The sequence below is a fragment of the Streptococcus oralis genome (assembly GCF_003942585.1).
GTDB classification, from domain to species: domain Bacteria; phylum Bacillota; class Bacilli; order Lactobacillales; family Streptococcaceae; genus Streptococcus; species Streptococcus oralis_BE.
In genome coordinates this window covers 263,826-288,495 of the sequence record NZ_RJNK01000002.1, presented here as the reverse complement: position 1 = coordinate 288,495, position 24,670 = coordinate 263,826, and the positions used below count along the sequence as shown (strand labels likewise).

The window sequence follows — 24,670 nt, the reverse complement described above, 5'->3', positions numbered from 1 at the left end:
ATAGGGGATTTATTATGAAAAAATATCGTCTTCTTTTCAAAATGAGTGCTGTCTTCTCTTACCTATTTTTCGTATTTGGTCTTTCTCAGCTGGCGTCTATTGTTCAAAATTATTGGCAATTTTCTTCTCAGGTAGGAAATTTCTTCTGGATTCAAAATATCTTGAGTTTGCTATTTAGCGGAGTCATGATTTGGATTCTGGTTAAGACAGGCCATGGTTATCTCTTTCGCATTCCAAGAAAAAAATGGCTTTGGTATTCGATTTTGACAGTATTAGTGGTAGTGTTCCAGATCTCTTTTAACGTTCAGACAGCTAAACATGTTCAGTCAACTGCGGAAGGTTGGGCTGTATTGATTGGTTATAGTGGGACTAACTTTGCAGAGCTAGGTATCTATATAACTCTGTTCTTTCTAGTGCCATTGATGGAAGAATTGATTTATAGAGGATTACTTCAACACGCCTTCTTTAAGCATTCGCGATTTGGCCTTGATTTGCTTCTTCCTTCTATTTTATTTGCTCTCCCTCATTTTTCAAGCCTGCCTAGTCTGTTAGATATTTTGGTCTTTGCAACAGTTGGAATCATCTTTGCTGGTTTGACCCGCTATACCAAGAGCATTTATCCATCCTATGCGGTGCATGTGGTTAATAATATTTTCGCAACATTACCATTTTTGCTGACTTTTTTACATAGGGTATTTGGGTAAAATACTGGCGCGAGTTAGGAATTATAGTGTTTCAATTTATAAGCGAATTTCAGGAGGGAAATGAGTATGACACCATTAAAATGGTTTGCAGGAGGAAGCGAAAGACGTTGTGAAGCCATGACTATCATAAACCATCTATTGGAAGATATAAAGGATACGCCTCAACTTGCTCCTTTGAAAAATCAGTTAGTTCGTTATAAAAAACGATTAAAGGACGATGGAACCTCTACTCCATTTATTCTGAGCCAAATGAATGTTGACATCTCACGTGTATTGATTGACAATAAGCTGATTCTATCAGAAAGTCAAGCCGAGCAGATCAAAAAATTGAGAGAATTATCTGCGATTCGCTATGGTTACTGATGAAGTGCAATGGCAGGTCTCTCTATACAATTTCCGGTCAAATAAATTGCATTCGTTTTCCCAAGTGGGTATACTAGTATAGTTGAATGAAAAATTCTGAAAATTTAATAATAGAAAAGAGAACAAATCTTATGGCAAAAGATATTCGTGTCTTACTTTACTACCTCTATACCCCAATTGAAAATGCAGAGCAATTTGCTGCAGACCACTTGGCTTTCTGTAAATCAATCGGCCTCAAAGGCCGTATCCTAGTCGCTGACGAGGGAATCAACGGAACAGTTTCAGGTGACTATGAAACAACTAAAAAATACATGGACTACGTTCACAGCCTACCAGGCATGAAAGACCTCTGGTTCAAGATTGACGAAGAAAATGAACAGGCCTTCAAGAAGATGTTTGTTCGCTACAAGAAAGAAATTGTTCACCTTGGTTTGGAAGACAACGACTTTGACAACGACATTAACCCACTTGAAACGACGGGTGCTTACTTGTCTCCAAAAGAGTTCAAAGAAGCCCTTCTTGACGAAGATACCGTTGTCCTTGACACGCGTAACGATTATGAGTACGATCTAGGACACTTCCGTGGAGCTATTCGCCCAGACATCCGCAACTTCCGTGAGTTGCCACAATGGGTCCGTGACAACAAGGAAAAATTCATGGACAAACGTGTCGTGGTTTACTGTACAGGTGGCGTTCGCTGTGAGAAATTCTCAGGCTGGATGGTCCGTGAAGGCTACAAAGATGTTGGCCAATTGCACGGAGGAATCGCAACTTACGGTAAAGACCCAGAAGTTCAAGGTGAACTTTGGGATGGGAAAATGTACGTCTTTGACGAGCGTATCGCAGTCGATGTCAACCATGTTAACCCAACCATCGTAGGGAAAGACTGGTTTGATGGAACACCATGTGAACGCTATGTCAACTGTGGAAATCCCTTCTGTAACCGTCGTATCCTAACATCAGAAGAAAATGAAGACAAGTACCTTCGTGGATGCTCACACGAGTGTCGTGTTCACCCGCGCAACCGCTATGTTTCAGAAAAAGAATTGACACAAGCAGAAGTAATCGAGCGCCTAGCAGCTATCGGTGAAAGCTTGGATCAAGTCGCTACTGTATAACATCAAACAGCTCCTCAGGGGCTGTTTTTCTATGCTTTTTATCTAAAAATCTAAAGTTTGTTTCTGTATCTTTCAGGAAAATAGGTTATACTGTATGTAAACGATTTCAAAGGAGGCCAGTTATGGCGAAAACATTTTTTATCCCAAATAAAGAAAGCATTCTAGGGCAACAGGAGGTCTTGACTGCCAAGTCCATCTTGGCCTTGGTGGAGGGCTTGGAGTCACACAGTTATGATGCGGTCTATCTCCGTCAGCCCCTCAATCGTCTCGAATATATCGAGTGTGGGATTGTAGGTCAGTCGCAATTTCTCTTCAAAGTGAACTATGCGGATAGTCGAAAAGGTTATCAAGTGGTGATTCCAGATTTTCTTACCAGAGCAGACTGGGAGATTGTAGAACCTATCTGGCAAGTTGGGGCAAGTGGTAGAAGGGTTAGAAGGATTTGACTTTGAAACCTATTTCCGACAAACAGTTCAGAATTATCTAGCTGACAAAGCAGCTCGTCTAGTATATTGCCAAGGGCTCTTGTCCCCTATCTATCTCAACAAGGAATACCTCGAGAGCTTTTTGGCTGAGGATGGATTGGCACGTTTTGAAGAGCTGGTCAAGAAGGTTCAAGGCTCTGATGCCTACCTTGCCAGTGTGAAATTTTACCCAGACGCTCAAGGCAGGGTGCACGGTATCTATCACCTAGCCCAGGGAGTCAAGACGATTTTGCCAAAGGAACCCTTTGTACCAGTGCCTTATACCGAGCAGCTGGCAGGCAAGGAGCTTGTTTGGGAGATTGACCTAGTGAAGATTTCTGGTGATGGCTCAAAAGCAGAAGACTATGAAGCCATCGCTCGCTTGGATTATGAAAAATTCCTAGAGTCACTACCAAAAGCATTTTACCAGCAATTAGATGCCAATCAATTAGAAGTACAACCCATCCTAGGACAAGATTTTGAAGGATTGGCACAAGAAAAGTAAAGCAGGTCAATTTCTATTTATCGTGCGAAAGATAGTTTAGCCTAGTTAAGTTTTGTAATATAAAATTTTAAGCATTGCTTGGCTCAATAAAAAGTAGTATAATATAACAAAAAAATACAATATTGTTCGGTAACTAATTATTAGGAGAACTTAAGATGGATATTAAAAAGGAAGTGGGCAAAAAAATCCGAATGTTACGAGAGATGAAACATGTCACTCGTGAAACTCTTTGTGACGATGAAACTGAGATAACGGTGCGCCAATTAGCACGAATTGAATCAGGTCAATCTTCTCCAAGTTTATCCAAGGTAGAGTATATAGCTTACAAACTAGGCTGTCCAATTTCACATATAGTAGATATGGATCATATGATTTTACCTTCAGAGTATTTGATATCAAAGGATAAACTTATTAAGTTTCAAACTTATGGAGATGATGATAGAATCCAGGTTAAGGAAGAGTTGTTTGAAAGAGTTTACGAACACTATTATGACAGTCTACCTGAGGATGATCAGATTGCAGTTAGTGCCTTACAAGCTAGTTTTGATGTCTTTGTAAGTGAAGATGCAGGGTTTGGCGATGCTTTACTTGATGAGTATTTTGAGCAAGTAAAGATAAGGAAAAACTACTCGGTGAATGATTTGCTTCTCATAAAATTGTACTTCACAACATGTGTAGCTAGGCCAAATGTATATGATAGAGAGGTGTTTTGGAATCTTTCCCATAAAGTTCTTAGGGTAACGAATACTTCTAGTTTGGATACAAACTATATGCTAAAACAAGTTATTATCTCGTCACTTACCATTCAATGGATGGAAAAGTCCTACTCTACTTTTGAGCCTTATGTTAAGGCAATGAATAGATTGATGATTTTATCGCAGGACTTTCAAAAGAAACCAATCGTAGATATGCTAGAAGCTATGTGTACCTTATTTCATAAACGGGATAAGGAAAAAGCTGTCCAGTTATACGATAGAGCCATTATTTGTGCTCAAGCTTTTGAGGACCCAGTATTAGAAGCGCGTATATTGGGAGAAAAAGAAAGAGATTTAAAAACTTTTGAGAAAATGAAGAGCTGACATGACATTTTTGTCATGTTTTTTTGTTTTTAAAAGCGGTAAACTAGAGATGTAATGAAAAGTCAAGAGAGTTATTTGAGTTAGGAGGAATAAGATGGGCAATCTTAGTATCTCACTAGAGACTTTTACACAAACTCGCCACAGTCTGATAGTTCGAAATAATACGACTGATCAAAAGTTGGTAGAGATAGCATTAAATAACGAAGTCTTTCGCCTAGCAATTTTAGATGCAGGTGAAGAACGAATTATAATTCTGCCTGAGGAAGTTACAGATGTTAAGAATTTTGGGATTTCAGAGGTGGAGGATAATTCAGGAAACTAAAGGATATAATGAACGGAGAGAAACTATGAATCGTGTGATTTTAAGTCTTAAAAATATCGATAAAACATATGGAAAAGAACAGGTTCTCCATAATGTTTCCTTTGATATTGAGCAAGGGGAAATATGTGGTCTTATCGGTGAAAATGGTGCTGGAAAGACAACATTAATGAGGATTCTTCTAGGACTCATTCGAGCTGATAAGGGAGAAATCGAGAGTGTTTCGCAGCATAAGATCGGCAGTATTATCGAATCACCTGCCCTTTATCCAAACTTGACTGGACGTCAACACCTGCAATATTATAAAACAAGATTTGGTTTAAAGACAGATATCACAAAAATGTTGGAATTGGTTCACTTGCCTGAACCGTCATGGGATCGAAAAGTAAAAAACTATTCCCTTGGAATGAAGCAGAGGTTATCGATTGCGATTGCGCTTTTGGATAATCCAGAGCTTATTATCCTAGATGAACCAGTGAATGGGTTAGATCCTCAAGGGATTTCAGATTTAAGAAAAATGATTTTGAATTTAAGGGATCAGTTAGGAGTTACTTTTTTAATCTCGAGCCATATTCTGTCAGAATTGGAATTTATAACAGATAAGTATATCATCATGAAAAAGGGAAAAATTCTAAATGTGATGAGTTCAAAAGAGCTAGCGAATGATTTATCTGAAAAAATTTTCCTAAAGACAAGTGATAATCAGATTCTAAAAATGTTTTTAGAAGAAGAGGGCATTGATCACTTTGAGCAGGGTGACTATCTGGTTGTGACAGAAAAGGAGAGATTAATGGCTATCTTGGAACATAGTATTGGTTCAAATCTAGTGATACAGGATATTTATATTAAGAAGGAACGCTTTGAGGACTACTATTTGCGTAATATTATCTGATGATTTAAGAAAGGAGGAGAGTCATGAATTCTCTTAAAGCAGATATGTATAAATTTTACTGGGAAAAAAGAGGAGTTCTTCCTAGTTTGTTGATAGGGTTATTAGTTTTGTTATTCTCCCTGTTTTTTAAGTCATCAAATGAAAATGATCCGGCATTTCGAGTGTTGATTTCAAATGTGAGTGGTTTTATTCCTTTGCTTTTCATCTCTGCCAATTTATTTTTCTGGGGGGAAGATTATAGTTTCCGTACGATCAATATTTTGCTCACAAAAGAAAAACAACGTTGGAAGTTATTTTTATATAAAACTTTGGGAACCTTTTGTTTGTCTTTTCTATATGTAACTATTTTTTATAGTTTAACAGCCCTTGTTTATTTGGAAGGGGACATGGTGTTGATTGTTTCTACATTTTTACACCAACTACCATACTATTTGGTTATTATCAGCATCTCGTTATTGATTTTTCAAATATTTGATAAGGTTTATGAATCATGTATGATTTATACACTCTACATTTTACTATTTGATAACCTATTGGCTTATGTCCTTCCAAATTCTGGTGAGAGTGTGAAAGACTATTTGCTTATGACTTTAAATTTGAAAGCATCACCAAGTTTTAGTCAATTTACCCTTACAAACGTATGCTATCCTATAGTGGTGAATATAGCAGTACTTGTGCTTGCGTTAGCTGTATTTAGTAAAAAAGAATTTAAGTAGGAGGACTAATGATGAAAAAAATAGGAATTGTAATTGGGCTGTTGTTACTGTTTGTAGTAGCTGGAATTTTATTAACCTTAAGAAGAGGAGAGACGACAATCAGTGTAAAACAATCATGGACTCTCTCTTCTAAAAGTATTAAAACGTTAGAGTTTTATGGCTCAAAGCAAGCAATTGATGTTAAAGTTGTACAGAGTGAATCAGATGAGACAAGTGTTCAAATAGAAGGAAAAGTTTCTGAAGAATCAGCGGATAACATATCTAAAAACGTTAAGATAAGTTCAGATAGTCTGTATCTTCCATTTTCGCAACATGGCTTTAATTTAGCTCTGAGTTCAGAAGGGAAAGACAAGTTATATGTAACCATTTCCTTAGGAAAAAATGCAACTTTCGAAAAAATTTTTGTAGATACTCTTGTTGGTGATGTATCTATTACAGTTCCTAAAGATTTTGATGGAATCTATACTTTGCATACAAATAATACAGGAGAAGTTTTAAAGGTTCCTGCGACAAATCAAACTTCGAATAGCATCATTGAAGTTGATGGCTATAGTAAGATAAGTGTTGAAAAAGGAGAAAATAATGGTTAGTCACTATAAACAAGCAACTTTGCTGGATTTTGGAATGGCTTGTGTAAAGACAATCATTTCTTATTATTTCCCCAAGTTAGAACATTTAGATAGTCTACAATTTGATAATAATAATCACCAAGGACTGTCTTTGTTTGAAATAGAAGATGTATTAAAAAGCTATGGTATTGATGCGGATTCTTATCAAATTGACACTCCTAGTTTGTTAAATAACGTATCATTTCCTTATTTGATGGTAGTAGAAAGAGCTGGTTTACCTCATTATATTGTTGTATTAGATGGAGACAGTAATTCATTGACTGTTTCTGATCCTGCGAATGAAGAAATTGAGAAAATTTCAAGATTAGAACTTTTTAGTCAGAGTGTAGGAATTGTTTTAATTCCTCAAAAGAATGAGAATGTTAATTCAGAAGATAGAAAAGATATTGTTACGATAAGCTATGCAGATAAGTTGTATCATAGATTTCTAGCTTCACTTGGTTGGAAGAGAAAGTTTGCAATCTTTTTCTTGGGAATAGCCAAAATTATCTTACCAGTTACTATTGCTTTTTTTCTACAAATAACGATGTCTAATCTGCTTAATATTCAGTTTAGCTTTCAGCTATTTAGTCTCGCTTCAATAATATTAGGTTCATATTTGTATTGGCAGTTTTCTATATTGGAAACAAGATTAAAAGGAAAGATTGAAAATGATTTTTTAAATGATATTCTGTCCTCTTTTTATCAGAACCAATTAAANGATTTTTCTTTAACTAAGAATTATGAGTATGTTAGTAGTTATTTTTGGAATTTGTTGTTATCAGCAACAGGTATTATGCAAAAATTTTACTTAAAGGTACAACTTTTAGTGTTTTGCTTGCTACTATTATTGCTATTAAAATTGAATATCATTATTTTCGCAGTTACAAGCTTATCTATAGTTATTCTTGGTTTATATGTAAATTTTGAGATACGAAAAGTTGTAAAAAATCAGCGAGAATTTATTGCTAAGAGTTCTAACTTTAGTTCTCTTGTAGAAAATACAATTTATGGTTTGCAAGATATTATAAGTTTCCAAAAATCTAGCGACTTTATCAAAGAATTTAATGAAAGACTCAATGAACTGTTGGGAACGAAACTAGATAGTACACATATTACCAATAGATTATTAGCTTCTACTCAGATATTTATTGGTTTAACTNGTTCATTTTTGATTGCTACTATAATTTCTATGAGAGATTATGAACATATAGCAGAGTATGCAAATAGTATTTTGATTTTATTACTTTTATCCAGCATTTTAAGTTCTTTAATTACATCTTGGGTAGCATTGAAAAAAAGTCAATATTCCTTTGAGTTTATCGGAACAGAGGAGGTAGAAGCGAAAAGGGATGTTGTTCCTATTTCAGTAGCTAAAATTAAACAGTTGTCCTGCCATGATTTATCTAAAAAATGGGATGAAAGATTGATATTTAATAAATTAAATTTGGAATTTAATAGCGGTGAACTAACAGTTGTTACAGGTGGTAATGGAACAGGCAAATCATCTCTTTTGAATATTATTCAGGGATTATCTTCTCCAACAGAGGGTGATATTGTACTGAATGGAATGGAAAGTTTTTCTACTTTAGAGGAGACTAATATTTTGGATTATTTAAGCGTGTATTCATCTGAATTTCATGTATTCCCTGGAAGTGTTTCAAAAAATATTAATTTCACCCTATTTAATAAGGAAAACTATGAATTAAATAATCTTGATAGTCTGAATCTCAATGTATCTCTGAGTCATCAGATTGATGGGAAAGCCACCAATATTTCGCAAGGTCAGAAACAAAAAATTCTACTCATGAGGAATTTATCACAAGAAAAGGACATATATCTATTCGATGAGCCTACAGGAAATTTGGACAGAAACTCAACTGAATTATTTCTAAATGAGGTTGAGAAATTAGTGAACGAGAAAAAGATTGTTATTGTCGTGACTCATGATAAGGATGTTATTGCTAGAGCAAGCAAAGTTATTAATATGGATGAATTTCATTAAAAGTTAAAAAATGGAGATTGGTGGTTTCTAATCTTAATTTTACCTATAACTAGTTTGTATAATATTTGAAACAAAGCATTTCGTAGCAATGTTATCATACTACTGAACTTTAGGAATAAAACCCATCCTAGGACAAGACTTTGAAGGATTGGCAACCATCAAGTAGACACAGTTCAAAAAAGAGTAAGCATAAAAATCCCTGTCATTAATAAATGGCAGGGATTTTGGTTAAAAGAATGTCAGGATGCGAAGGTAGTCAACTGTCAGCGCAAGCTCTGCAATGAAGAAGGGCAAGAGAATGGCACCATCAAGTAAGACAGCTAGCAGGAAACGATAAAATGGGTCGAGGCTACTAGTCTTACTTGGCTTGCTAATCACAAAGAGATTGCCAAGGGCAAAGATGGCCATGCTTAGAAGAGTAAGGATGCCAGCAAATCGTAAGCCACCAAAGAGTGCAAAGAAACTTGCTAGAGCTGTTAGGACAAGTGGGATAGCAAAGAGTCTGCTATACCGATTAAAGGCTTCTTGGAATGTGAAGTCACTCTCCTGGTCCAGCACACGTCGGACAGTAAAGCCTCCCAAAATGATGGAAAAGTAAAATAGAGCGCTAGCGACCAGAATCGAAAGTCCAGCAAAGAGATCTAAAGGTGGGAGCTGATTAGGAGAACTATTAGCAATAGAGACCATATAGCCATAGTAGAAGCGCTTGATATGATAGATACTAAAGAAAAGGTTGATTGATGACAGCAAGGTGAGTAGGGCAAAGACACTATAACGATGCTTTTGGTCCCTAGTTTTGCTGGCAGTTGGTTCTTGGATAGCATCCAGCAGCCAAGTCCAAAATAGTGAGATCTCTTCTTTGAATCGAGCAGTTTTGCGGGGGTCAATGTCTGGGATATAGGGACTCTCTAAAGCCTTGCTGAGAATACTTTTCTCTTTTACAGAGTTTTCTTGGCTGCGTTCCTCTTCAGCTTTCCCTTCTCCCTCTTCCTCGGTTTGGGTCTCCTCCATTATTTGAGGAGCTTCCTCCTCATGCGTTTCCGACTCTTTAGATAAGATAGGAGTTTCTTCGCTTGCTTGTGGTTCAGTCTCCACAGTTTCCGAAGTCTCTGGTTGGTCGGGCTGGTTTTCCGATTTCGTCTGAGGTGATTTCTTCTCAAGATCGGCACTTTCAAACCATTCTTGTGTCATGGTGGAACCTCCTTTTTTATGGTCGTTTTCTATTTTTAGATTAGCAGATGAAAGCGTTTTTGTCAATGGTTTCTAGATGGAGCAGAGTGCTCCTCTTTAGGTAGGTAGATATCCTGGTTGGCTTTTGCAATGAGTAAATCCTTGATATCTGCTTTTTCGGTTTTATAAGGGTTGGCAAGTACATTCTCTTTTTGTCCACGATGTTCTTCTTTGGGTTGACGATAGATACCACCATGCTGAGAAGAAATTTCTAGATTGATACGGTCGGTCTCTTTCTGGGAGAGAATGAGTTGTAGAGTTGAATAAGCCTCTAGCTCGACCTTGCCGTGAACTTGGATATTTTCAGCATAGATGTGTGCTCCCTCCGTCTTGACCTGACTATCTGTCAATTCGGCATCAAAGATATTGATGATATGAGGTGCCGTTAGTGTGCTGTTCTTGATAGAACTTTCTGTTAGTCTTAAGAGATAGCCTTTTGTTTTGATGGTTGCATTTTCAAGGTTGGCTTGACGAATATTGGTTTGTCCACGATTGGCTGAGACGGTGATAGCTTGCAGCTTTCTTCCTTTAGGGAGGGAGAGAATGACTTCGTCAAAACGGTGAGAATAACTGCTGGCAATACGAAGTAGGCCTTCGATTCCTGAACCGAGAAAACGATGTTGGGAGGCTTGTTTGTCAGTGACGCTCAGTGTTTTGTCACTCATGCCAGTAGTTAGATCGTGACGACCAGACACCGACGGATGATAGCTGATGTGTATCTTGTCATCTACAGACTCTGTGATGGTCAGGCTATGTTCTTCAAGGGCTAGATCAAGTTTTTCCACTTCATTTCCAAAGGTTACTTCTTCGATACGATTGTCATAGACGGGGTCTTTTGACATGGCAAGCAAACTTTGAATACCATTGGACTGGGCGCCTACAATGATCATGATAAAACCAAGGATTGTAGAAACCACACCAAAAATGAGAAATCCTTTCGTCAATTTACGCATGTCTGTCACCTCTCTTTCCTTTTTTTAGAATCCATTGCACCAAGCGGACGACCAGGAGGCCAAAGAAACGAGCTACATAGGAGATTCCCAGTAGAACAAGAGAAGAAGCACCGATAGAGAGCAAACCTGCTCCGAAAATTAAGATAAAGGCAGATTTAGCTTCTACTAGGATGCTAAAGCTCTCTACGATAAAGAGTCCGCCCAGCAGGATACCCGTCACGGAAACGGTAAAGAAGGCTAAAATAACGGAGATAGCCGCGATAAAAAGCCCGATAATGGTTAAGATAATTGCAATTCCCACAGGAATTCCGATAGGAGCTGCTAGTAAGGCAAGTAGGGCAATGTGTAGCAGTTGACGGTCATTCTTTTGAGCAGGGGCTTCATTGACTTTTTTGTCGAGGAGGTTAGATAAAATATCATGAGCTGCTTCTTTTGGAGTTCCCAGACTGGCAATGAGTTCCTCTTCGCCCTCTGAACCTGCATCGTCAAATAGTTCCTTAAAGTAGTCCATGGCTTCGATGCGGTCAGCTTCAGGCAGTTTATGGAGATAGGTTTCTAACTGAGTCAGATAGTCAGTTCTTGTCATGGCGGATACTCCCTTCTATGATGCCGTTGACGGTGTCGGTATAGAGCGTCCACTCTTCCTTTAGAGTAACGAGTTGCTCTACGCCCCGATTAGTCAAGGAGTAGTATTTGCGCATACGCCCCTGAAACTCTCTAGAGTAGGTGGTCAGAAAGCCACTGGCTTCCAATTTTTTGAGAATGGGATAGAGCGTAGATTCTTTGATATTGGCGATGAGTTTAATGGTTTGGCTAATCTCATAACCATAAGAATCCCCCTGCTCCAGTACAGCCAAGATGAGAAACTCGATCAAGGCAGAGGATGTTGGGAAGTACATGGGAAACCTCCTTTATATTATATAAAAATTTTATATATACTCTTTTCAAATATATTGTATCTCAATATGAAAGCCCTGTCAAGCAATATGTATAAAAATTTTATATATAAAAAACTCCTAGTAAAAACTAGAAGTTTAGAGGATGTTGTCAGACTTTATCTAAATTTTATCGTAGATTTCTTATACTTAATTTCCTTATCTAAAAGTTTCAATAAAGGGGTAACGTATTCAGGATTCGGAAACTTAGGACCGAAAATGACTTCATCAATTTGAATTGGATGTTCACGTTCTACATAAAGCTTGCCTATCCCAGAGGTTTTATCAATTTTGATTTTATCATTACTTGGGTCTAGATTAGCATAGCGTAAGATACGCAGTTCGTTTTCATATTTGTAATCGACAGATTTAAACAAGTAACGAATTTCTTCGATACAGTTGGAGATAGCTTCTTTATAAAAGTCATCATTATCATTCACTCTCTCATACAATTTTTGTTTTAAATTATTCACAGATTCTTTTAATTTTGTGATTTCATTGTCATCAAAGAGTTCTGTTTCTTCTAGTTCAAAGTTTTCACCTGTATTTTTAACATAGGCTATTCTATAGAGATAATCAATATTCCCTTTAGCTACCTTATCTTTTTTTTCAGGTTGGGACTGTGCCTCTTCAACATTGGCAGAAAAAGTTGACTCCTTTTTCTTGGCTTCGTTTGCTGAGATTTTTAAATCACCACTTAACTCCGACATAGACAAATCAATCTTATTAATGAATTCTAGGGATGTAGTTTCTCGACGCCATGAAACATCATTGAAAGAAGTAAATCTTGAGAAATCATCTTCCTTAAGTACCAGACAAACACCCTGTGCACCATCGCCGTATTGGGACCACATAGTCAAGTCATCTGTTTTACTTGTGAAACTCATTAAAAACCATGGACTAGGATCTAAAATATTTCGCTTCTTGAAGTAGGATGTTATTTCCTTATCTTTACTAAGTTTCAATATTTCTTCGATAACTAACCCTTCCTCGGGGTCGTTCATATAATTGGCATTATACAAACGAGTTTTTCCAGATACGGAAAACTTTGTATCATCTGTATTTCCTGTATCTTGATCTAATAAATTTTGGAGAGTTTTTCCTTTGGTATAATGACCAAATTTAAGATTCGAATTTTTATCTTTTGCTTTCAAGCCAAGTTGATACTTGATTTCTTGAACAATTCTATAGATATCTATTAATTGATTGAGCTTATTTTCATCGTCTTTATAGTGTTTTATCCAATCCTTTAAAATATCGTATTTTGTATTTATAACAAGGTCAAGATTTAAAGCCCGAATTAATAATTTTCTGTCAAAACCATCATTGGAATAAAAACATAGTTTATCTAAAATTTTTGTGAGACTAGTGAATGGAATATCATTTGTATCTAATGGGGTATCAGGATTATTTTCAAATATTTTCACTACAATTTCAAATATTTTAACACTAGAGAGATTTGTTAAGATAGCTAATATTTGTTTAACTGTATTGCCTACTTCATCTCTTTCATTTTGAAGTTTTGCTAGATTAAATAAAACCATAGCATATCGTAAAGCAATGTCTTCAGAATGTTGAAACTGCTCAAAAATTTGTTTGATTGAATTAGTAGTATTTCCCCTCTCTTCTACATTTATTTGTTTAGTTGACAAATTGACTAAAACCATACCATAATATAAAGCAATATCTTTAGACTCATTGAACCTTTTGTATATATTTTGAATTTGCTGAGTGGTTTTAGCAATTTCTTTAGATTTAGTCTGTTCAGCCGACAAATTTACCAAAGTCTTAGCATATTGTAAAGCAATATCTTCAGACTGTTTAAACTGCTCAAAAATTTGTTTGACTGAATTAGTAGTATCGTCTAGTTCTTTTATATTTACTTGTTCAGCTGACAAATTGACCAATACCATAGCATATCGTAAAGCAATGTCTTCAGACTGTTTAAACTGCTCAAAAATTTGTTTGACTGAATTAGCAGTGTTTAGTAATTCCTCAACATTTACTTGTTTAGTTGATAAATTGACCAGAGCCATAGTATATTGTAAAGCAATGTCTTCAGAATGCTGGAAGAGTTCAAAAATTTGTTTGACTGAATTAGCAGTGTTTAGTAATTCCTCAACATTTACTTGTTTAGTTGATAAATTGACCAGAGCCATGGTATATTGTAAAGCAATGTCTTCAGAATGCTGGAAGAGTTCAAAAATTTGTTTGACTGAATTAGCAGTGTTTAGTAGTTCCTCAACATTTATTTGTTTAGTTGATAAATTGACCAGAGCCATGGTATATTGTAAAGCAATGTCTTCAGAATGCTGGAAGAGTTCAAAAATTTGTTTGACTGAATTGGCAGTGTTTAGTAGTTCCTCAACATTTACTTGTTTAGCTGACAAACTGACCAGAGTTATAGCATATTGTAATGTAATGGCTTCAGAATGCTGGAAGAGCTCAAAAATTTGTTTGACTGAATTAGCGGTGTTTAGTAGTTCCTCAACAATTTCTTGTTTAGCTGACAAATTCACTAAAGCCATAGCATAAAGTAAAGCAATGTTTTCAGAATGTTGGAAGAGCTCAAAAATTTGTTTGATTGAATTAGCGGTGTTTAGTAGTTCCTCAACAATTTCTTGTTTAGCTGACAAATTCACTAAGGCCATAGCATATTGTAAAGCGATGTCTCCAGATTGATTGAACTGCTCAAAAATTTGTTTGACTGAATTAGCAGTATTCCCTCTCTCTTCCACATTTACTTGTTCAACTGATAAATTGACCAAAATCCTAGCATAGAACAAAGCAATGTTTTCTGATTTAGGATATTGTTCATAAATTATTCTTGCTTTTTCTGCCAGAGCTTCACAGGCAGTCTTATCTGTCTCCTCGGCTGATAAGTCAAGGAGTTTATCTAACTCTGCTAAGCTTTGATCCAAATTGTATTTCAGTTCATCCATTCTGTGCACCTCGCTTGAAATAGTAGCTATCTTATAAACTAATTTATTTTTCGTATGACAATTAGTTTTTATACATCTTATTATATCAAAAATACTACCTTTCTGCTAACAGATGGATGGTACTTTTTCTTGATAGAAACGCCTAAAAAGCCAGACTCTGTCTGGCTTTGCATTGTTTATATCTGAGAAGTATTTTAGAAAAACTAAAGTATTTTATCCGCCCGATCCACCATAAAGAGTGAGATAGTCATGATGATATCAATGGCTAGAAGGGCAAGGACAGCTAGAATCCAAGATTGAAAAAGATCAAAACTATAACCAAACAAGGTAGGACCAAAGGCGGCTAAGATGTAGCCCCCTGTTTGGGCTAGTCCTGATAGCTGAGCTGTCTTTTCAGGAGAACTGGTTTTAAGAGAAAAGCAAACCATGAGGTAGGGGAAGAGGGCACTGCAGGCCGTTCCAATCAAGAGATGGACGACTAACCAGTAGAGGAAATTATTGGCTGGATACAAGAGCATGGCAATTCCCATCATACCAGCGATAGAGATAATTGCCAGCATGATTCGACGATGACCATCTGACAGACGAGTGGTCAGACTTGGAACAGTCATTGAAAAAGGAATGCTGATCAGTGAGAAAATAGAAGCGAGGAGAGCCGCATCACTATTAGAAATACCAGCACTACCAGCCATAGTTGGCAACCAGGTCATACTTGTATAAAAAAGCAAGGACTGAAGTCCGCCAAAGATAATGATAGCCCAGACATCTTTACTTTTTAGAATATTCTCTTTGACTTGCTTTTCTTTTTGGCTTTCTAGGTGGTGGTTGTGGCGATGATTTGGCAACCAGACTAGCAGAGTGACTAGACAGAGAAAGCTGAGCACGAGGATGAGGCCCTTCCAAGAACTAGCTTGGGTGATAGGGACGGATAGATAAGAAGCGATGGCCGTTGAAATCCCCATGGCAGTGACATAGAGCGTTGTTAGGAGACTGATTTTTTGAGGCTGATTTGCTTGGATCATACTTGGGAGGAGTACATTGAAAATGGCGATGCTCGCTCCGATGATCAGGGTTCCTAGATAGAGAAGGGGAAGATTGAAAATCCGAATGACAGAGCCAATAGTCAAGAGGAGGAGACAGTAAGTGAAGAGATGTTCCAATCCGATTTTTTGTGCCAAGCGGCTTGCAAAAGCAGAGAAAAGAGCGAACATCAAGAGAGGAAGACTGGTTAAAATCCCAAGAGAACTAACCTCAACTCCTAGTCCCTGAGCGATATCTCCTAAAATAGTTGGAAGAGAAGTAAAAGGAGAGCGTAAAATGGTCCCGATTAAGACAATTCCTAGAACAAAAAAGAGTGATCGTTTTTTCATGAAAACCTCGAAAAGCTGATTTTAATAACAGCTTATTTTAAGGTTTTTTTCTTACAATGTCAAGAAGAGGACTGCTAAGAAAGCTAGAACGATTTAACTGAAAATAGAGTGAAAGGGGACGGATTTCTTTACCAGAATTTTTCTTGATTTGAGATAAAAATAGGAAACTAGGAAATTTTGTGATAAAATAGTGGAAGGAAATCTATAAATTGGAGAAAAACTGTGTCTGAAAAGCAAAAAATCAGCGTCTTGATGTCGGTCTATGTAAAGGAAAATCCGACATTTTTGAGAGATGCTATCAAGAGTATTCAAAACCAGACCTTGAAACCAAGTGAGCTTGTTCTTGTTGAGGACGGGCCTCTCACGCCCGAACTCTATCAGGTGCTAGATGAAGTGGAAGCGCAGTCAGAGATTCCAGTTAAGCGTTGCCCCTTAGAAGAAAATCAAGGTTTAGGTTTGGCTCTTCGATACGGTGTTTTACAGTGTCAGTACGATATCATCGCTCGCATGGATACAGATGATATAGCGGTAGCTGACCGCTTTGAAAAGCAAATCCAACTAATGGAGCAGAAAAATCTTGACCTCTTAGGTGGACATATTGCAGAATTTATTGACAATCCTGACGAGATTGTTTCTTACCGTCGTGTTCCTACTCAGCACGCAGACATTGTGGCTTATCAGAGAATGAGAAGCGCCTTCAACCACATGACTGTCATGTTCAAAAAGGACATGGTCCTCAAGGCGGGCAACTACGAAGACGGGCTTTATATGGAAGATGATCTCCTCTGGCTCAATATGATTGCCGCAGGTGCCAAGACTGGAAACCTCGATGAGATCTTGTGTAAGGTTCGTGTCGGTGCAGGGATGTTTGAACGTCGTGGTGGTTTGCGCTATCTCAAACTCTATCGCCAGGCTCGTCAGCGCATGCTTGAAAGAGGCCAAATTTCCTACATGGAATATGCGAAAAGCATTGCCATTCAGGCGGTTGTGGCACTTTGTCCAGGTTTTGTACGTCAGTTTATTTTTGTAAAATTACTAAGAAAAAATAAATAGTATTGTGAAAGATAAAATAGCCAAAAGATGTTATAATGACAGTATATTTATTTGCATTCTTTTAAGAAAGAGTAAATTCCTATGAATAAAAAACTAACAGATTATGTGATTGATCTGGTTGAAATTTTAAATAAACAGCAAAAGCAGGTGTTCTGGGGTGTATTTGATATTATTAGTATGGTGGTTTCCATCATTGTGTCCTACATTCTCTTTTATGGCCTTATAAATCCAGCGCCTGTGGACTATGTTATCTATACTGGTTTGGCTTTCCTCTTCTATCAAATCATGATTGGATTTTGGGGGCTCAATGCGAGTATTAGTCGCTATAGTAAAATCACAGATTTCTTAAAAATCTTTTTTGGCGTAACCGTCAGTAGCATTGTCTCTTACGGACTTTGCTACGCCTTTCTTCCTCTATTTTCTATCCGGTTCATCGTACTCTTTATCTTATTGAGTACCTTCCTCATCTTACTCCCTCGTATCACTTGGCAGTTGATTTATTCTAAGCGCAAGCAGGGAAGTGGGGAGGGCGAACACCGCCGTACCTTCTTGATTGGTGCGGGTGATGGTGGTGCCCTCTTTATGAATAGCTACCAACACCCGACTAGCGATCTTGAGCTAGTGGGAATTTTGGACAACGATGAAAAGAAAAAAGGGCAAAAACTAGGTGGAATCCCAGTTTTGGGCTCCTATGATAATCTGCCTGAATTGGCTAAACGTCACCAAATCGAGCGTGTCATCGTAGCCATACCTTCGCTTGACCCATCAGAGTACGAACGCATCTTGCAGATGTGTAATAAACTCGGCATCAAATGTTACAAGATGCCCAAGGTTGAGACAGTTGTTCAGGGGCTTCACCAACCAGGTAGTGGCTTCCAGAAAATTGACATCACAGACCTTTTGGGTCGTCAGGAAATTCGTCTCGACGAATCCCGTCTGGGTGCAGAGCTTACAGGCAAGACTATCTTGGTGACAGGAGCTGGTGGTTCGATTGGTTCGGAGATTTGTCGTCAGGTTAGCCGCTTCAATCCTGAACGCGTAATTTTGCTGGGGCATGGCGAAAATTCCATCTACCTCGTTTATCATGAGTTGATCCGTACATTCCAAGGGATTGATTATGTTCCTGTTATTGCAGATATTCAGGACTATGACCGTCTTCTACAAGTGTTTGAACAGTACAAACCAGCCATTGTCTACCATGCTGCCGCTCACAAACACGTTCCGATGATGGAACGCAATCCAAAAGAAGCCTTCAAGAACAATATCCTCGGAACCTACAATGTTGCCAAGGCTGTTGATGCAGCCAAAGTACCTAAGATGGTCATGATTTCGACTGACAAGGCAGTCAATCCACCGAATGTTATGGGCGCAACCAAGCGCGTGGCTGAGTTGATTGTCACTGGCTTTAACCAACGTAGCAACTCAACCTACTGTGCAGTTCGTTTTGGGAATGTTCTTGGGAGTCGTGGTAGCGTGATTCCTGTCTTTGAACGTCAGATTGCTGAAGGCGGTCCTGTAACAGTGACAGACTTCCGTATGACACGTTACTTTATGACCATTCCAGAGGCTAGCCGTCTGGTAATCCATGCTGGCGCTTATGCCAAGGACGGAGAAGTCTTTATCCTCGATATGGGCAAACCAGTTAAGATCTATGACTTGGCTAAGAAAATGGTGCTTCTAAGCGGGCACACGGAAAGTGAAATTCCAATCGTTGAAGTCGGTATTCGTCCGGGTGAAAAACTCTATGAGGAACTCTTGGTCTCGACCGAATTGGTTGATAACCAAGTCATGGACAAGATTTTCGTTGGTAAGGTAAATGTCATGCCACTAGAAGCCATCAACCAGAAAATTGAGGAGTTCCGTTCACTCAGTGGAGATGAGCTTAAAGAAGCGATCATTTCCTTTGCAAATGAAACAACTCATATTGAGTAAGAGTTACTCATGCAATTAATCATAAATCAAAGACCAAGGTTTTGTATAGACAGAACCTTGGTCTTTTTACTCTGTAGTTTGAAGCTATTAGCTTGTTATAGCTGACTGATGATATCATCGATTGTATGGGCAATCCAGTCAGGTTGATAGCTGAGCAAATCAGCCTCTTCTCCAAATCCCCAAGTAACAGCGAACTTTTTAATGCCAGTTTCTTGAGCTCCGATCATATCAAACTTGGTGTCTCCGATGATGAGGACTCGGTCTGCAGGGAGTAGATGTGTCTGCAAGGCATAACGGATGACATCCGCCTTATGAGGTGTTTCAGCACTAGAACCATAAATGCCATCAAAGAAATGATGGATTCCCAGATTTTTAGTCATATCATGAGCAGTAGGGGTATTCTTTGTAGTGGTGATATAGAGAGGATAGTTTTGCGAAAGCTTTTGGAGCAATTCCGTTATTCGGGGGAAGAGTTGGGCTTCGTGGATTCCTTTTTTCTTGTAGTAAGAACGGTAGGTTTGAACAGCTTCCGAGATTTGTTCCTTGGGAAGACATGTTGCAAAACTAGTTTCAAGCGGTGGACCCATGAAACCACGAATGGTTTTGGCATCAGGAGTCGGAACTCCCAGTTGTTTAAAGGTATGGGTAAAGGAATTGTGGATCCCGATAGAACTGTCGACCAGGGTTCCGTCTAGATCAAAAAAGATTGCTGAGATAGAGGGCATAGTTTCTCCTAATAGATATAGATGAGTTTATTCGCCGAAGATTTCTTTTTGTAGGCGGCGGCCAGTAGGGGTGGCAGCGAGTCCACCCTCAGCTGTTTCACGAAAGGCAGTTGGAAGGCTCGATCCGACCTGATACATGGCATCGACAACTTCATCGACAGGGATCTTAGATTCGATACCTGCCAAGGCCATATCAGCCGCGATAAAGGCAAAGCTGGCTCCCATGGCATTTCGTTTGACACAAGGAACTTCAACTAAACCAGCAACAGGGTCACAGATGAGGCCCAGCATATTTTTAATGACAAAGGCGATGGCTTGGCTAGCCTGATAGGGGGTTCCACCTGCAGCCAAGGTCAAGGCTGCGGCACTCATGGCAGAGGCAGAGCCAACTTCGGCCTGGCAGCCACCCTCAGCACCTGAGATAGAAGCGTTGTTTGCGATAACCAATCCAAAGGCACCCGCAGCAAAGAGGAAATCGAGCTGATCTTCATGGCTGAGGTCAAGTTTTTGAATAGCTGCAGTGAGAACGGCTGGCAAACAACCAGCACTTCCTGCGGTTGGAGTGGCACAGACCAAGCCCATTTTAGCGTTGTGTTCATTAACCGCGATGGCATTACGGGCTGCTGATAGGATGGTAAAGTCTGACAAGGCCTTGCCACTTTTGAGATGGCGATCTAGCTTGGCCGCATCTCCACCCGTTAGGCCACTGCGGGATTTGTTTTCACTAAGGCCAAGCTCGACAGAGGCTTTCATAACTTCTAGATTGCGCTCCATGAGGAGGAGAACTTCGTCTCGGCATCGGCCGGTCAGTTCATATTCTGTCGCAATCATGAGCTCTGCGACATTTCCTTGGAAATCTAGATCCGCCTGCTCGACCAATTCTTTGATAGAATAAAACATGTTTCCTCCTACTTAAAGAAATTGACATTATGGAGATGAGGGATTTTTCGGATTTCTTCAATCGCCTCTTCGCAACTTCGACTATCGACTTCGATAATCATGATGGCTTTTTCTCCAGCTTTTTCTCGAGTCACATTCATCTGAGCGATATTGATATCAAAACGAGAGAGGGCTTCTGTAACATGGGCAATCATCCCCGGAATATCTTGATGCACAATGATGATGGTCGGTGTATTCATGTTGAGAGAAACGGCAAAACCATTGAGTTCCGTGACCTGGATATTTCCCCCACCGATAGAAATACCTGTCACACTGATGGACTTGTGTTCATTCTTCACAGTAATTTTAGTGGTGTTAGGGTGAGGAGCGTTGCTGTCTTTCTGAATGGTCCAGACAATCTTGATACCGCGTTTATGGGCAATCTCTAGGCTATTTGGAATGTCGGGATCGTCCGTATCCATACCTAATATACCAGCGACGAGAGCAAGATCCGTTCCATGACCACGGTAGGTTTTGGCAAATGAGTTAAATAATTGGAATTCGACTTCTGTCGGCGTATCATCAAAGATGGAAGAGACGATTTTCCCGATGCGAACAGCTCCAGCAGTATGGCTACTTGATGGGCCAATCATAACTGGTCCGATAATGTCAAAGACAGATTGAAAACGAAGTGAGTGCATCTGTTTCCCCTTACAAAGATTCTTATATCTATTATATCAAAGAATGGACCTCTGCGCTTATTTCCCTTATAAAACTGAAAAAATGGATAAAAATAGTATAAAATCTTGTCTTTTATGACAAAAATATCAATGTTTCAGTAAATATAAAATATTTTTGTAATATTTCTACACGAAACCGTCAAGAAACGGTAATATTCAAACGGTATGATAGAAGCATAGTAAAAAGGAGAATTTTTAGAAATGACATTAACAACTAAACAAATTAAATTAACTCTTGCAGGAGCAGCAACTTTCCTTGCTTTCCTTGCACCATCACTTGCTTTTGCGGATGAAACAGTTACTTATACAGTGAAACCAGGTGACACTCTTTCAGAAATCGCTGAGAAGTACAATACTACTGTTGAAAAATTGGCAGAAAAAAACAAGATAGAGGATATTCATCTGATCTTTGTGGACCAAGTTTTGGTCATCGAAGGGACAGCACCAGCTGCGACAACTTATGAAGCACCAGCTGCAACAGGAGAAACAATCGAAGAGACTACGACTTACGAAGAAATAACTGAAACAACAACTTACGAAGCACCAGCTGCTACGAACAGCACTTCTTATGAAGCAGAAAGCTACACAGCTTCAACTGTAAGTGGTTCTGAAGCAGAAGCCAAAGAGTGGATCGCTCAAAAAGAATCAGGTGGTAGCTACACAGCGACAAACGGACGTTACATCGGACGTTACCAATTGACAGATTCATACTTGAACGGTGACTACTCAGCTGAAAACCAAGAACGTGTAGCAGATGCCTACGTTGCAGGACGTTACGGTTCATGGGCAGCTGCCAAGAACTTCTGGCTTAACAACGGTTGGTATTAAGAATACAAGAGTCCTTTAGGGCTCTTTTTTTGTTTCTCTATAACAAAAGGTGTAACGATATTCTCAGTAATGCTCTATTTGTATAATTCAAATAAAATCCTTCAAATTGTTTTAAAACTCAAATGGTATAAATAAGCTTATTATATGTAAAAATATATCATATAATAAGAATTTTCCTGACTGAAATGGAATAAAATACAGTTTTTTCTTGACAAATGTTGTCGAGAAGTGTATTATTTATACAATTTAAAAGTATAAAAATAAGAGGAGGTTTTCTATGAATAAAGTGAAGAAGTTGTTGATGACGATGTTTGGTTTGCTTATGTTTCCCTTATTATTTGCTTGTAGTAACACTCAATCCCAAGGTGTTGAAGCCATTAAAACTAAAGGAAAATTAGTGGTGGCCCTAAATCCAGAGTTTGCTCCATTTGAATACCAGAAATTGGTCGATGGAAAAAATCAGATTGTAGGTTCAGATGTTGAGCTAGCCAAAGCCATCGCAAAGGAGCTAGGTGTGGAAGTGGAATTCTCTCCAATGAGTTTTGACAATGTACTGGCTAGTCTTGATTCAGGAAAGGCCGATCTTGCCATATCAGGCGTTTCTAAAACGGAGGAGAGAAGTCAAGTTTACGATTTTTCAATTCCCTACTACACTTCGAAAAATAAGGTGATCGTAAGAAAATCTGAATTAACGAATTACCAATCAGTGAAGGATTTGGCTCAGAAAAAGGTTGGAGCGCAGAAAGGTTCGATACAGGAGACTTTGGTCAAAGAAAGCTTGCAGAATTCTTCTCTCGTTTCACTTCCTAAAAATGGAAATTTGATAACAGATTTGAAATCAGGGCAACTGGATGCGGTTATCTTTGAGGAGCCAGTGGCGAAAGGATATGTAGAGAATAATCCAGACCTAGCCATCGCTGAGTTTGATGTTGACAATGATAAAGAAGATTCCTACGCTGTTGCAATGAAAAAAGACAGCAAAGAATTAAAAGAGGCGGTTGATAAAACCATCCAGAAGTTGAAGGATTCTGGGGAGTTGGACAAATTGATTGATGATGCTTTTAAAGCCTCTATCGAAAAATAGAAAGAAAGAAGGAAGAGAAATGAGTAAGGAAAAAGTCATTTTAGCCTATTCAGGTGGATTGGATACATCAGTTGCTATTACATGGTTAAAAAAAGACTATGATGTGATCGCTGTTTGTATGGATGTGGGTGAAGGAAAAGATTTGGAGTTCATCCATGATAAAGCTCTCAAGGTTGGGGCTGTAGAGTCTTATGTCATTGATGTTAAGGAAGAATTTGCTAATGGCTATGTTTTAGTGGCCCTTCAGGCTCATGCCTACTACGAACAAAAGTATCCCTTGGTATCCGCTCTGAGTCGCCCTCTTATTTCAAAAAAACTCGTTGAAATAGCTCATCAGACGGGGGCAACCACAATTGCCCATGGTTGTACAGGCAAGGGAAACGACCAAGTTCGGTTTGAAGTATCGATTGCAGCTTTGGATCCCAATTTAAAGGTAGTTGCGCCTGTTCGTGAGTGGAAATGGTCTCGTGAAGAAGAAATCCAATATGCAAAAGAAAACGGCGTTCCAGTTCCAGCTGACCTTGACAATCCTTACTCTGTCGACCAAAATCTTTGGGGACGTGCAAATGAATGTGGTGTTTTGGAAAACCCTTGGAACCAAGCACCAGAAGAAGCATTTGGGATCACATCTTCTCCAGAAGAGGCACCAGACAGTCCAGAATTTATTGATATTGAGTTTAGCTGCGGGGTGCCCATCTCCCTCAATGGAGAGAAGATGAAAGTGGCGGATTTGATTCAAAAGCTCAATGAAATTGCAGGCAAACACGGTGTTGGTCGTATTGACCATGTGGAAAATCGCCTAGTCGGTATTAAGTCAAGAGAGATTTATGAGTGCCCAGGTGCTGTGACTTTATTGGCAGCTCATAAGGAGATTGAAGACTTGACTCTCGTGAGAGAAGTGGCTCATTTCAAACCTATTATCGAAAATGAGTTGTCCAATCTCATCTATAATGCTTTGTGGTTTAGCCCAGCAACTCAGGCTTTGATTGCCTATATCAAGGAGACACAGAAAGTTGTCAATGGAACTGCAAAAGTTAAACTCTATAAGGGGAATGCTCAGGTAGTGGCTCGGAAATCTCCAAATTCTCTTTACGATGAAAATTTGGCGACTTATACTAGTGCGGATACCTTTGACCAAGATGCGGCTGTTGGATTTATCAAGCTTTGGGGGCTTCCGACTAAGGTTTATTCAGAAGTTCAGAAAAATGTAGAGTAGTGACGCGATA

Annotated in this window: 23 protein-coding genes and 1 pseudogene; 15 read left to right on the top strand and 9 right to left on the bottom strand. The window is 38.7% G+C overall.

Translation table 11 applies throughout. The annotated features are described in order from the left end of the window. Positions 1-14: 14 nt before the first annotated feature. From D8862_RS05035 to D8862_RS04990, 10 genes and pseudogenes are all read left to right on the top strand, one after another. Positions 15-704, top strand: a complete 690-nt coding sequence (locus D8862_RS05035; protein WP_125449015.1) for a CPBP family intramembrane glutamic endopeptidase — start codon at positions 15-17, stop codon at positions 702-704. Positions 705-770: 66 nt separating this feature from the next. After that, positions 771-1,067, top strand: coding sequence for a bacteriocin immunity protein (locus tag D8862_RS05030; protein WP_185760836.1), 297 nt, complete (start codon positions 771-773; stop codon positions 1,065-1,067). Positions 1,068-1,198: 131 nt separating this feature from the next. Next, complete coding sequence (trhO, locus tag D8862_RS05025) at positions 1,199-2,185, top strand: oxygen-dependent tRNA uridine(34) hydroxylase TrhO (protein ID WP_125449011.1); 987 nt, start codon at positions 1,199-1,201, stop codon at positions 2,183-2,185. A 122-nt stretch (positions 2,186-2,307) separates the two neighbouring features. Continuing rightward, positions 2,308-3,154: pseudogene (locus tag D8862_RS05020) on the top strand (DUF4299 family protein). A 155-nt stretch (positions 3,155-3,309) separates the two neighbouring features. Next, positions 3,310-4,233, top strand: coding sequence for a helix-turn-helix domain-containing protein (locus D8862_RS05015; RefSeq protein ID WP_125449009.1), 924 nt, complete (start codon positions 3,310-3,312; stop codon positions 4,231-4,233). 94 nt (positions 4,234-4,327) lie between these two features. Further along, positions 4,328-4,555, top strand: coding sequence for a hypothetical protein (locus D8862_RS05010; protein ID WP_125449007.1), 228 nt, complete (start codon positions 4,328-4,330; stop codon positions 4,553-4,555). After that, positions 4,506-5,444, top strand: coding sequence for an ATP-binding cassette domain-containing protein (locus D8862_RS05005; protein ID WP_260467903.1), 939 nt, complete (start codon positions 4,506-4,508; stop codon positions 5,442-5,444). Before D8862_RS05010 ends, D8862_RS05005 begins: the two co-directional genes overlap by 50 nt. Positions 5,445-5,467: 23 nt before the next feature. Continuing rightward, the gene (locus D8862_RS05000) at positions 5,468-6,160 is read left to right on the top strand and encodes an ABC transporter permease (RefSeq protein WP_125449003.1); all 693 of its coding nucleotides are present in this window, start codon (positions 5,468-5,470) and stop codon (positions 6,158-6,160) included. An 8-nt stretch (positions 6,161-6,168) separates the two neighbouring features. Further along, a complete protein-coding gene (locus tag D8862_RS04995) occupies positions 6,169-6,750 on the top strand; it encodes a hypothetical protein (protein WP_125449001.1) in 582 nt (193 codons plus the stop codon). Further along, positions 6,743-8,773 carry an ATP-binding cassette domain-containing protein gene (locus tag D8862_RS04990; RefSeq protein WP_125448999.1) on the top strand — a complete coding sequence of 677 codons (2,031 nt, stop codon included), beginning with the start codon at positions 6,743-6,745 and terminating at the stop codon, positions 8,771-8,773. Before D8862_RS04995 ends, D8862_RS04990 begins: the two co-directional genes overlap by 8 nt. Positions 8,774-9,001: 228 nt before the next feature. Here D8862_RS04990 and D8862_RS04985 read toward each other — a convergent pair whose 3' ends face one another. The 6 genes from D8862_RS04985 to D8862_RS04960 form a co-directional block, all read right to left on the bottom strand. Continuing rightward, positions 9,002-9,964: a DUF6574 domain-containing protein gene (locus D8862_RS04985; RefSeq protein WP_125448997.1), complete on the bottom strand. Its 963-nt coding sequence runs from the start codon at positions 9,962-9,964 to the stop codon at positions 9,002-9,004. A 62-nt stretch (positions 9,965-10,026) separates the two neighbouring features. Beyond that, the gene (locus tag D8862_RS04980; RefSeq protein WP_125448995.1) at positions 10,027-10,956 is read right to left on the bottom strand and encodes a DUF4097 family beta strand repeat-containing protein; all 930 of its coding nucleotides are present in this window, start codon (positions 10,954-10,956) and stop codon (positions 10,027-10,029) included. Beyond that, positions 10,949-11,542, bottom strand: a complete 594-nt coding sequence (locus D8862_RS04975; protein WP_125448993.1) for a DUF1700 domain-containing protein — start codon at positions 11,540-11,542, stop codon at positions 10,949-10,951. Before D8862_RS04975 ends, D8862_RS04980 begins: the two co-directional genes overlap by 8 nt. Continuing rightward, positions 11,529-11,855: a PadR family transcriptional regulator gene (locus D8862_RS04970; RefSeq protein WP_000273860.1), complete on the bottom strand. Its 327-nt coding sequence runs from the start codon at positions 11,853-11,855 to the stop codon at positions 11,529-11,531. The genes D8862_RS04975 and D8862_RS04970 overlap by 14 nt, the downstream gene beginning before the upstream one ends. 155 nt (positions 11,856-12,010) lie before the next feature. Continuing rightward, the gene (locus D8862_RS04965) at positions 12,011-14,833 is read right to left on the bottom strand and encodes a hypothetical protein (RefSeq protein ID WP_125448991.1); all 2,823 of its coding nucleotides are present in this window, start codon (positions 14,831-14,833) and stop codon (positions 12,011-12,013) included. Positions 14,834-15,036: 203 nt separating this feature from the next. Next, on the bottom strand, positions 15,037-16,203 hold the full coding sequence (locus D8862_RS04960) for a CynX/NimT family MFS transporter (RefSeq protein ID WP_125448989.1): 1,167 nt from the start codon (positions 16,201-16,203) through the stop codon (positions 15,037-15,039). A gap of 222 nt (positions 16,204-16,425) precedes the next feature. Here D8862_RS04960 and D8862_RS04955 point away from each other — a divergent pair, with 222 nt between their 5' ends. Further along, positions 16,426-17,256, top strand: coding sequence for a glycosyltransferase (locus D8862_RS04955; protein ID WP_125448987.1), 831 nt, complete (start codon positions 16,426-16,428; stop codon positions 17,254-17,256). A gap of 81 nt (positions 17,257-17,337) precedes the next feature. After that, the gene (locus tag D8862_RS04950) at positions 17,338-19,188 is read left to right on the top strand and encodes a nucleoside-diphosphate sugar epimerase/dehydratase (RefSeq protein ID WP_125448985.1); all 1,851 of its coding nucleotides are present in this window, start codon (positions 17,338-17,340) and stop codon (positions 19,186-19,188) included. Between the two features lie 95 nt (positions 19,189-19,283). Here D8862_RS04950 and D8862_RS04945 read toward each other — a convergent pair whose 3' ends face one another. From D8862_RS04945 to sdaAB, 3 genes are read right to left on the bottom strand one after another with little or no spacing between them, the layout of a single operon-like run. Further along, the gene (locus tag D8862_RS04945) at positions 19,284-19,913 is read right to left on the bottom strand and encodes an HAD hydrolase-like protein (RefSeq protein WP_125448983.1); all 630 of its coding nucleotides are present in this window, start codon (positions 19,911-19,913) and stop codon (positions 19,284-19,286) included. 27 nt (positions 19,914-19,940) lie between these two features. Further along, positions 19,941-20,813, bottom strand: coding sequence for an L-serine ammonia-lyase, iron-sulfur-dependent, subunit alpha (gene sdaAA, locus D8862_RS04940; RefSeq protein ID WP_000500024.1), 873 nt, complete (start codon positions 20,811-20,813; stop codon positions 19,941-19,943). Between the two features lie 8 nt (positions 20,814-20,821). After that, positions 20,822-21,493: an L-serine ammonia-lyase, iron-sulfur-dependent subunit beta gene (gene sdaAB / locus D8862_RS04935; protein ID WP_061853263.1), complete on the bottom strand. Its 672-nt coding sequence runs from the start codon at positions 21,491-21,493 to the stop codon at positions 20,822-20,824. 240 nt (positions 21,494-21,733) lie between these two features. Between sdaAB and apf the strand changes: the two genes are divergently transcribed. The 3 genes from apf (at position 21,734) to D8862_RS04920 (ending at position 24,660) form a co-directional block, all read left to right on the top strand. Then, positions 21,734-22,360, top strand: coding sequence for an aggregation-promoting factor (apf, locus tag D8862_RS04930; RefSeq protein WP_125448981.1), 627 nt, complete (start codon positions 21,734-21,736; stop codon positions 22,358-22,360). Positions 22,361-22,637: 277 nt separating this feature from the next. Further along, a complete protein-coding gene (locus D8862_RS04925; protein ID WP_125448979.1) occupies positions 22,638-23,444 on the top strand; it encodes an ABC transporter substrate-binding protein in 807 nt (268 codons plus the stop codon). A 19-nt stretch (positions 23,445-23,463) separates the two neighbouring features. Then, positions 23,464-24,660, top strand: a complete 1,197-nt coding sequence (locus D8862_RS04920) for an argininosuccinate synthase (protein ID WP_125448977.1) — start codon at positions 23,464-23,466, stop codon at positions 24,658-24,660. Positions 24,661-24,670 lie beyond the last annotated feature (10 nt).

Excerpts from the sequence above, each read along its gene's own strand:
- D8862_RS04920 (WP_125448977.1), top strand. The coding sequence starts at position 23,464 with ATGAGTAAGGAAAAAGTCATTTTAGCCTATTCAGGTGGATTGGATACA.
- sdaAB (WP_061853263.1), bottom strand. The coding sequence starts at position 21,493 with ATGCACTCACTTCGTTTTCAATCTGTCTTTGACATTATCGGACCAGTT.
- apf (WP_125448981.1), top strand. The coding sequence starts at position 21,734 with ATGACATTAACAACTAAACAAATTAAATTAACTCTTGCAGGAGCAGCA.
- D8862_RS04975 (WP_125448993.1), bottom strand. The coding sequence starts at position 11,542 with ATGACAAGAACTGACTATCTGACTCAGTTAGAAACCTATCTCCATAAA.
- D8862_RS04950 (WP_125448985.1), top strand. The coding sequence starts at position 17,338 with ATGAATAAAAAACTAACAGATTATGTGATTGATCTGGTTGAAATTTTA.
- trhO (WP_125449011.1), top strand. The coding sequence starts at position 1,199 with ATGGCAAAAGATATTCGTGTCTTACTTTACTACCTCTATACCCCAATT.
- D8862_RS04970 (WP_000273860.1), bottom strand. The coding sequence starts at position 11,855 with ATGTACTTCCCAACATCCTCTGCCTTGATCGAGTTTCTCATCTTGGCT.
- D8862_RS05030 (WP_185760836.1), top strand. The coding sequence starts at position 771 with ATGACACCATTAAAATGGTTTGCAGGAGGAAGCGAAAGACGTTGTGAA.
- D8862_RS04965 (WP_125448991.1), bottom strand. The coding sequence starts at position 14,833 with ATGGATGAACTGAAATACAATTTGGATCAAAGCTTAGCAGAGTTAGAT.
- D8862_RS04945 (WP_125448983.1), bottom strand. The coding sequence starts at position 19,913 with ATGCCCTCTATCTCAGCAATCTTTTTTGATCTAGACGGAACCCTGGTC.
- D8862_RS05000 (WP_125449003.1), top strand. The coding sequence starts at position 5,468 with ATGAATTCTCTTAAAGCAGATATGTATAAATTTTACTGGGAAAAAAGA.
- D8862_RS05035 (WP_125449015.1), top strand. The coding sequence starts at position 15 with ATGAAAAAATATCGTCTTCTTTTCAAAATGAGTGCTGTCTTCTCTTAC.
- D8862_RS04960 (WP_125448989.1), bottom strand. The coding sequence starts at position 16,203 with ATGAAAAAACGATCACTCTTTTTTGTTCTAGGAATTGTCTTAATCGGG.
- D8862_RS04985 (WP_125448997.1), bottom strand. The coding sequence starts at position 9,964 with ATGACACAAGAATGGTTTGAAAGTGCCGATCTTGAGAAGAAATCACCT.
- D8862_RS05010 (WP_125449007.1), top strand. The coding sequence starts at position 4,328 with ATGGGCAATCTTAGTATCTCACTAGAGACTTTTACACAAACTCGCCAC.
- D8862_RS05005 (WP_260467903.1), top strand. The coding sequence starts at position 4,506 with ATGTTAAGAATTTTGGGATTTCAGAGGTGGAGGATAATTCAGGAAACT.
- D8862_RS05015 (WP_125449009.1), top strand. The coding sequence starts at position 3,310 with ATGGATATTAAAAAGGAAGTGGGCAAAAAAATCCGAATGTTACGAGAG.
- D8862_RS04980 (WP_125448995.1), bottom strand. The coding sequence starts at position 10,956 with ATGCGTAAATTGACGAAAGGATTTCTCATTTTTGGTGTGGTTTCTACA.
- D8862_RS04995 (WP_125449001.1), top strand. The coding sequence starts at position 6,169 with ATGATGAAAAAAATAGGAATTGTAATTGGGCTGTTGTTACTGTTTGTA.
- sdaAA (WP_000500024.1), bottom strand. The coding sequence starts at position 20,813 with ATGTTTTATTCTATCAAAGAATTGGTCGAGCAGGCGGATCTAGATTTC.
- D8862_RS04925 (WP_125448979.1), top strand. The coding sequence starts at position 22,638 with ATGAATAAAGTGAAGAAGTTGTTGATGACGATGTTTGGTTTGCTTATG.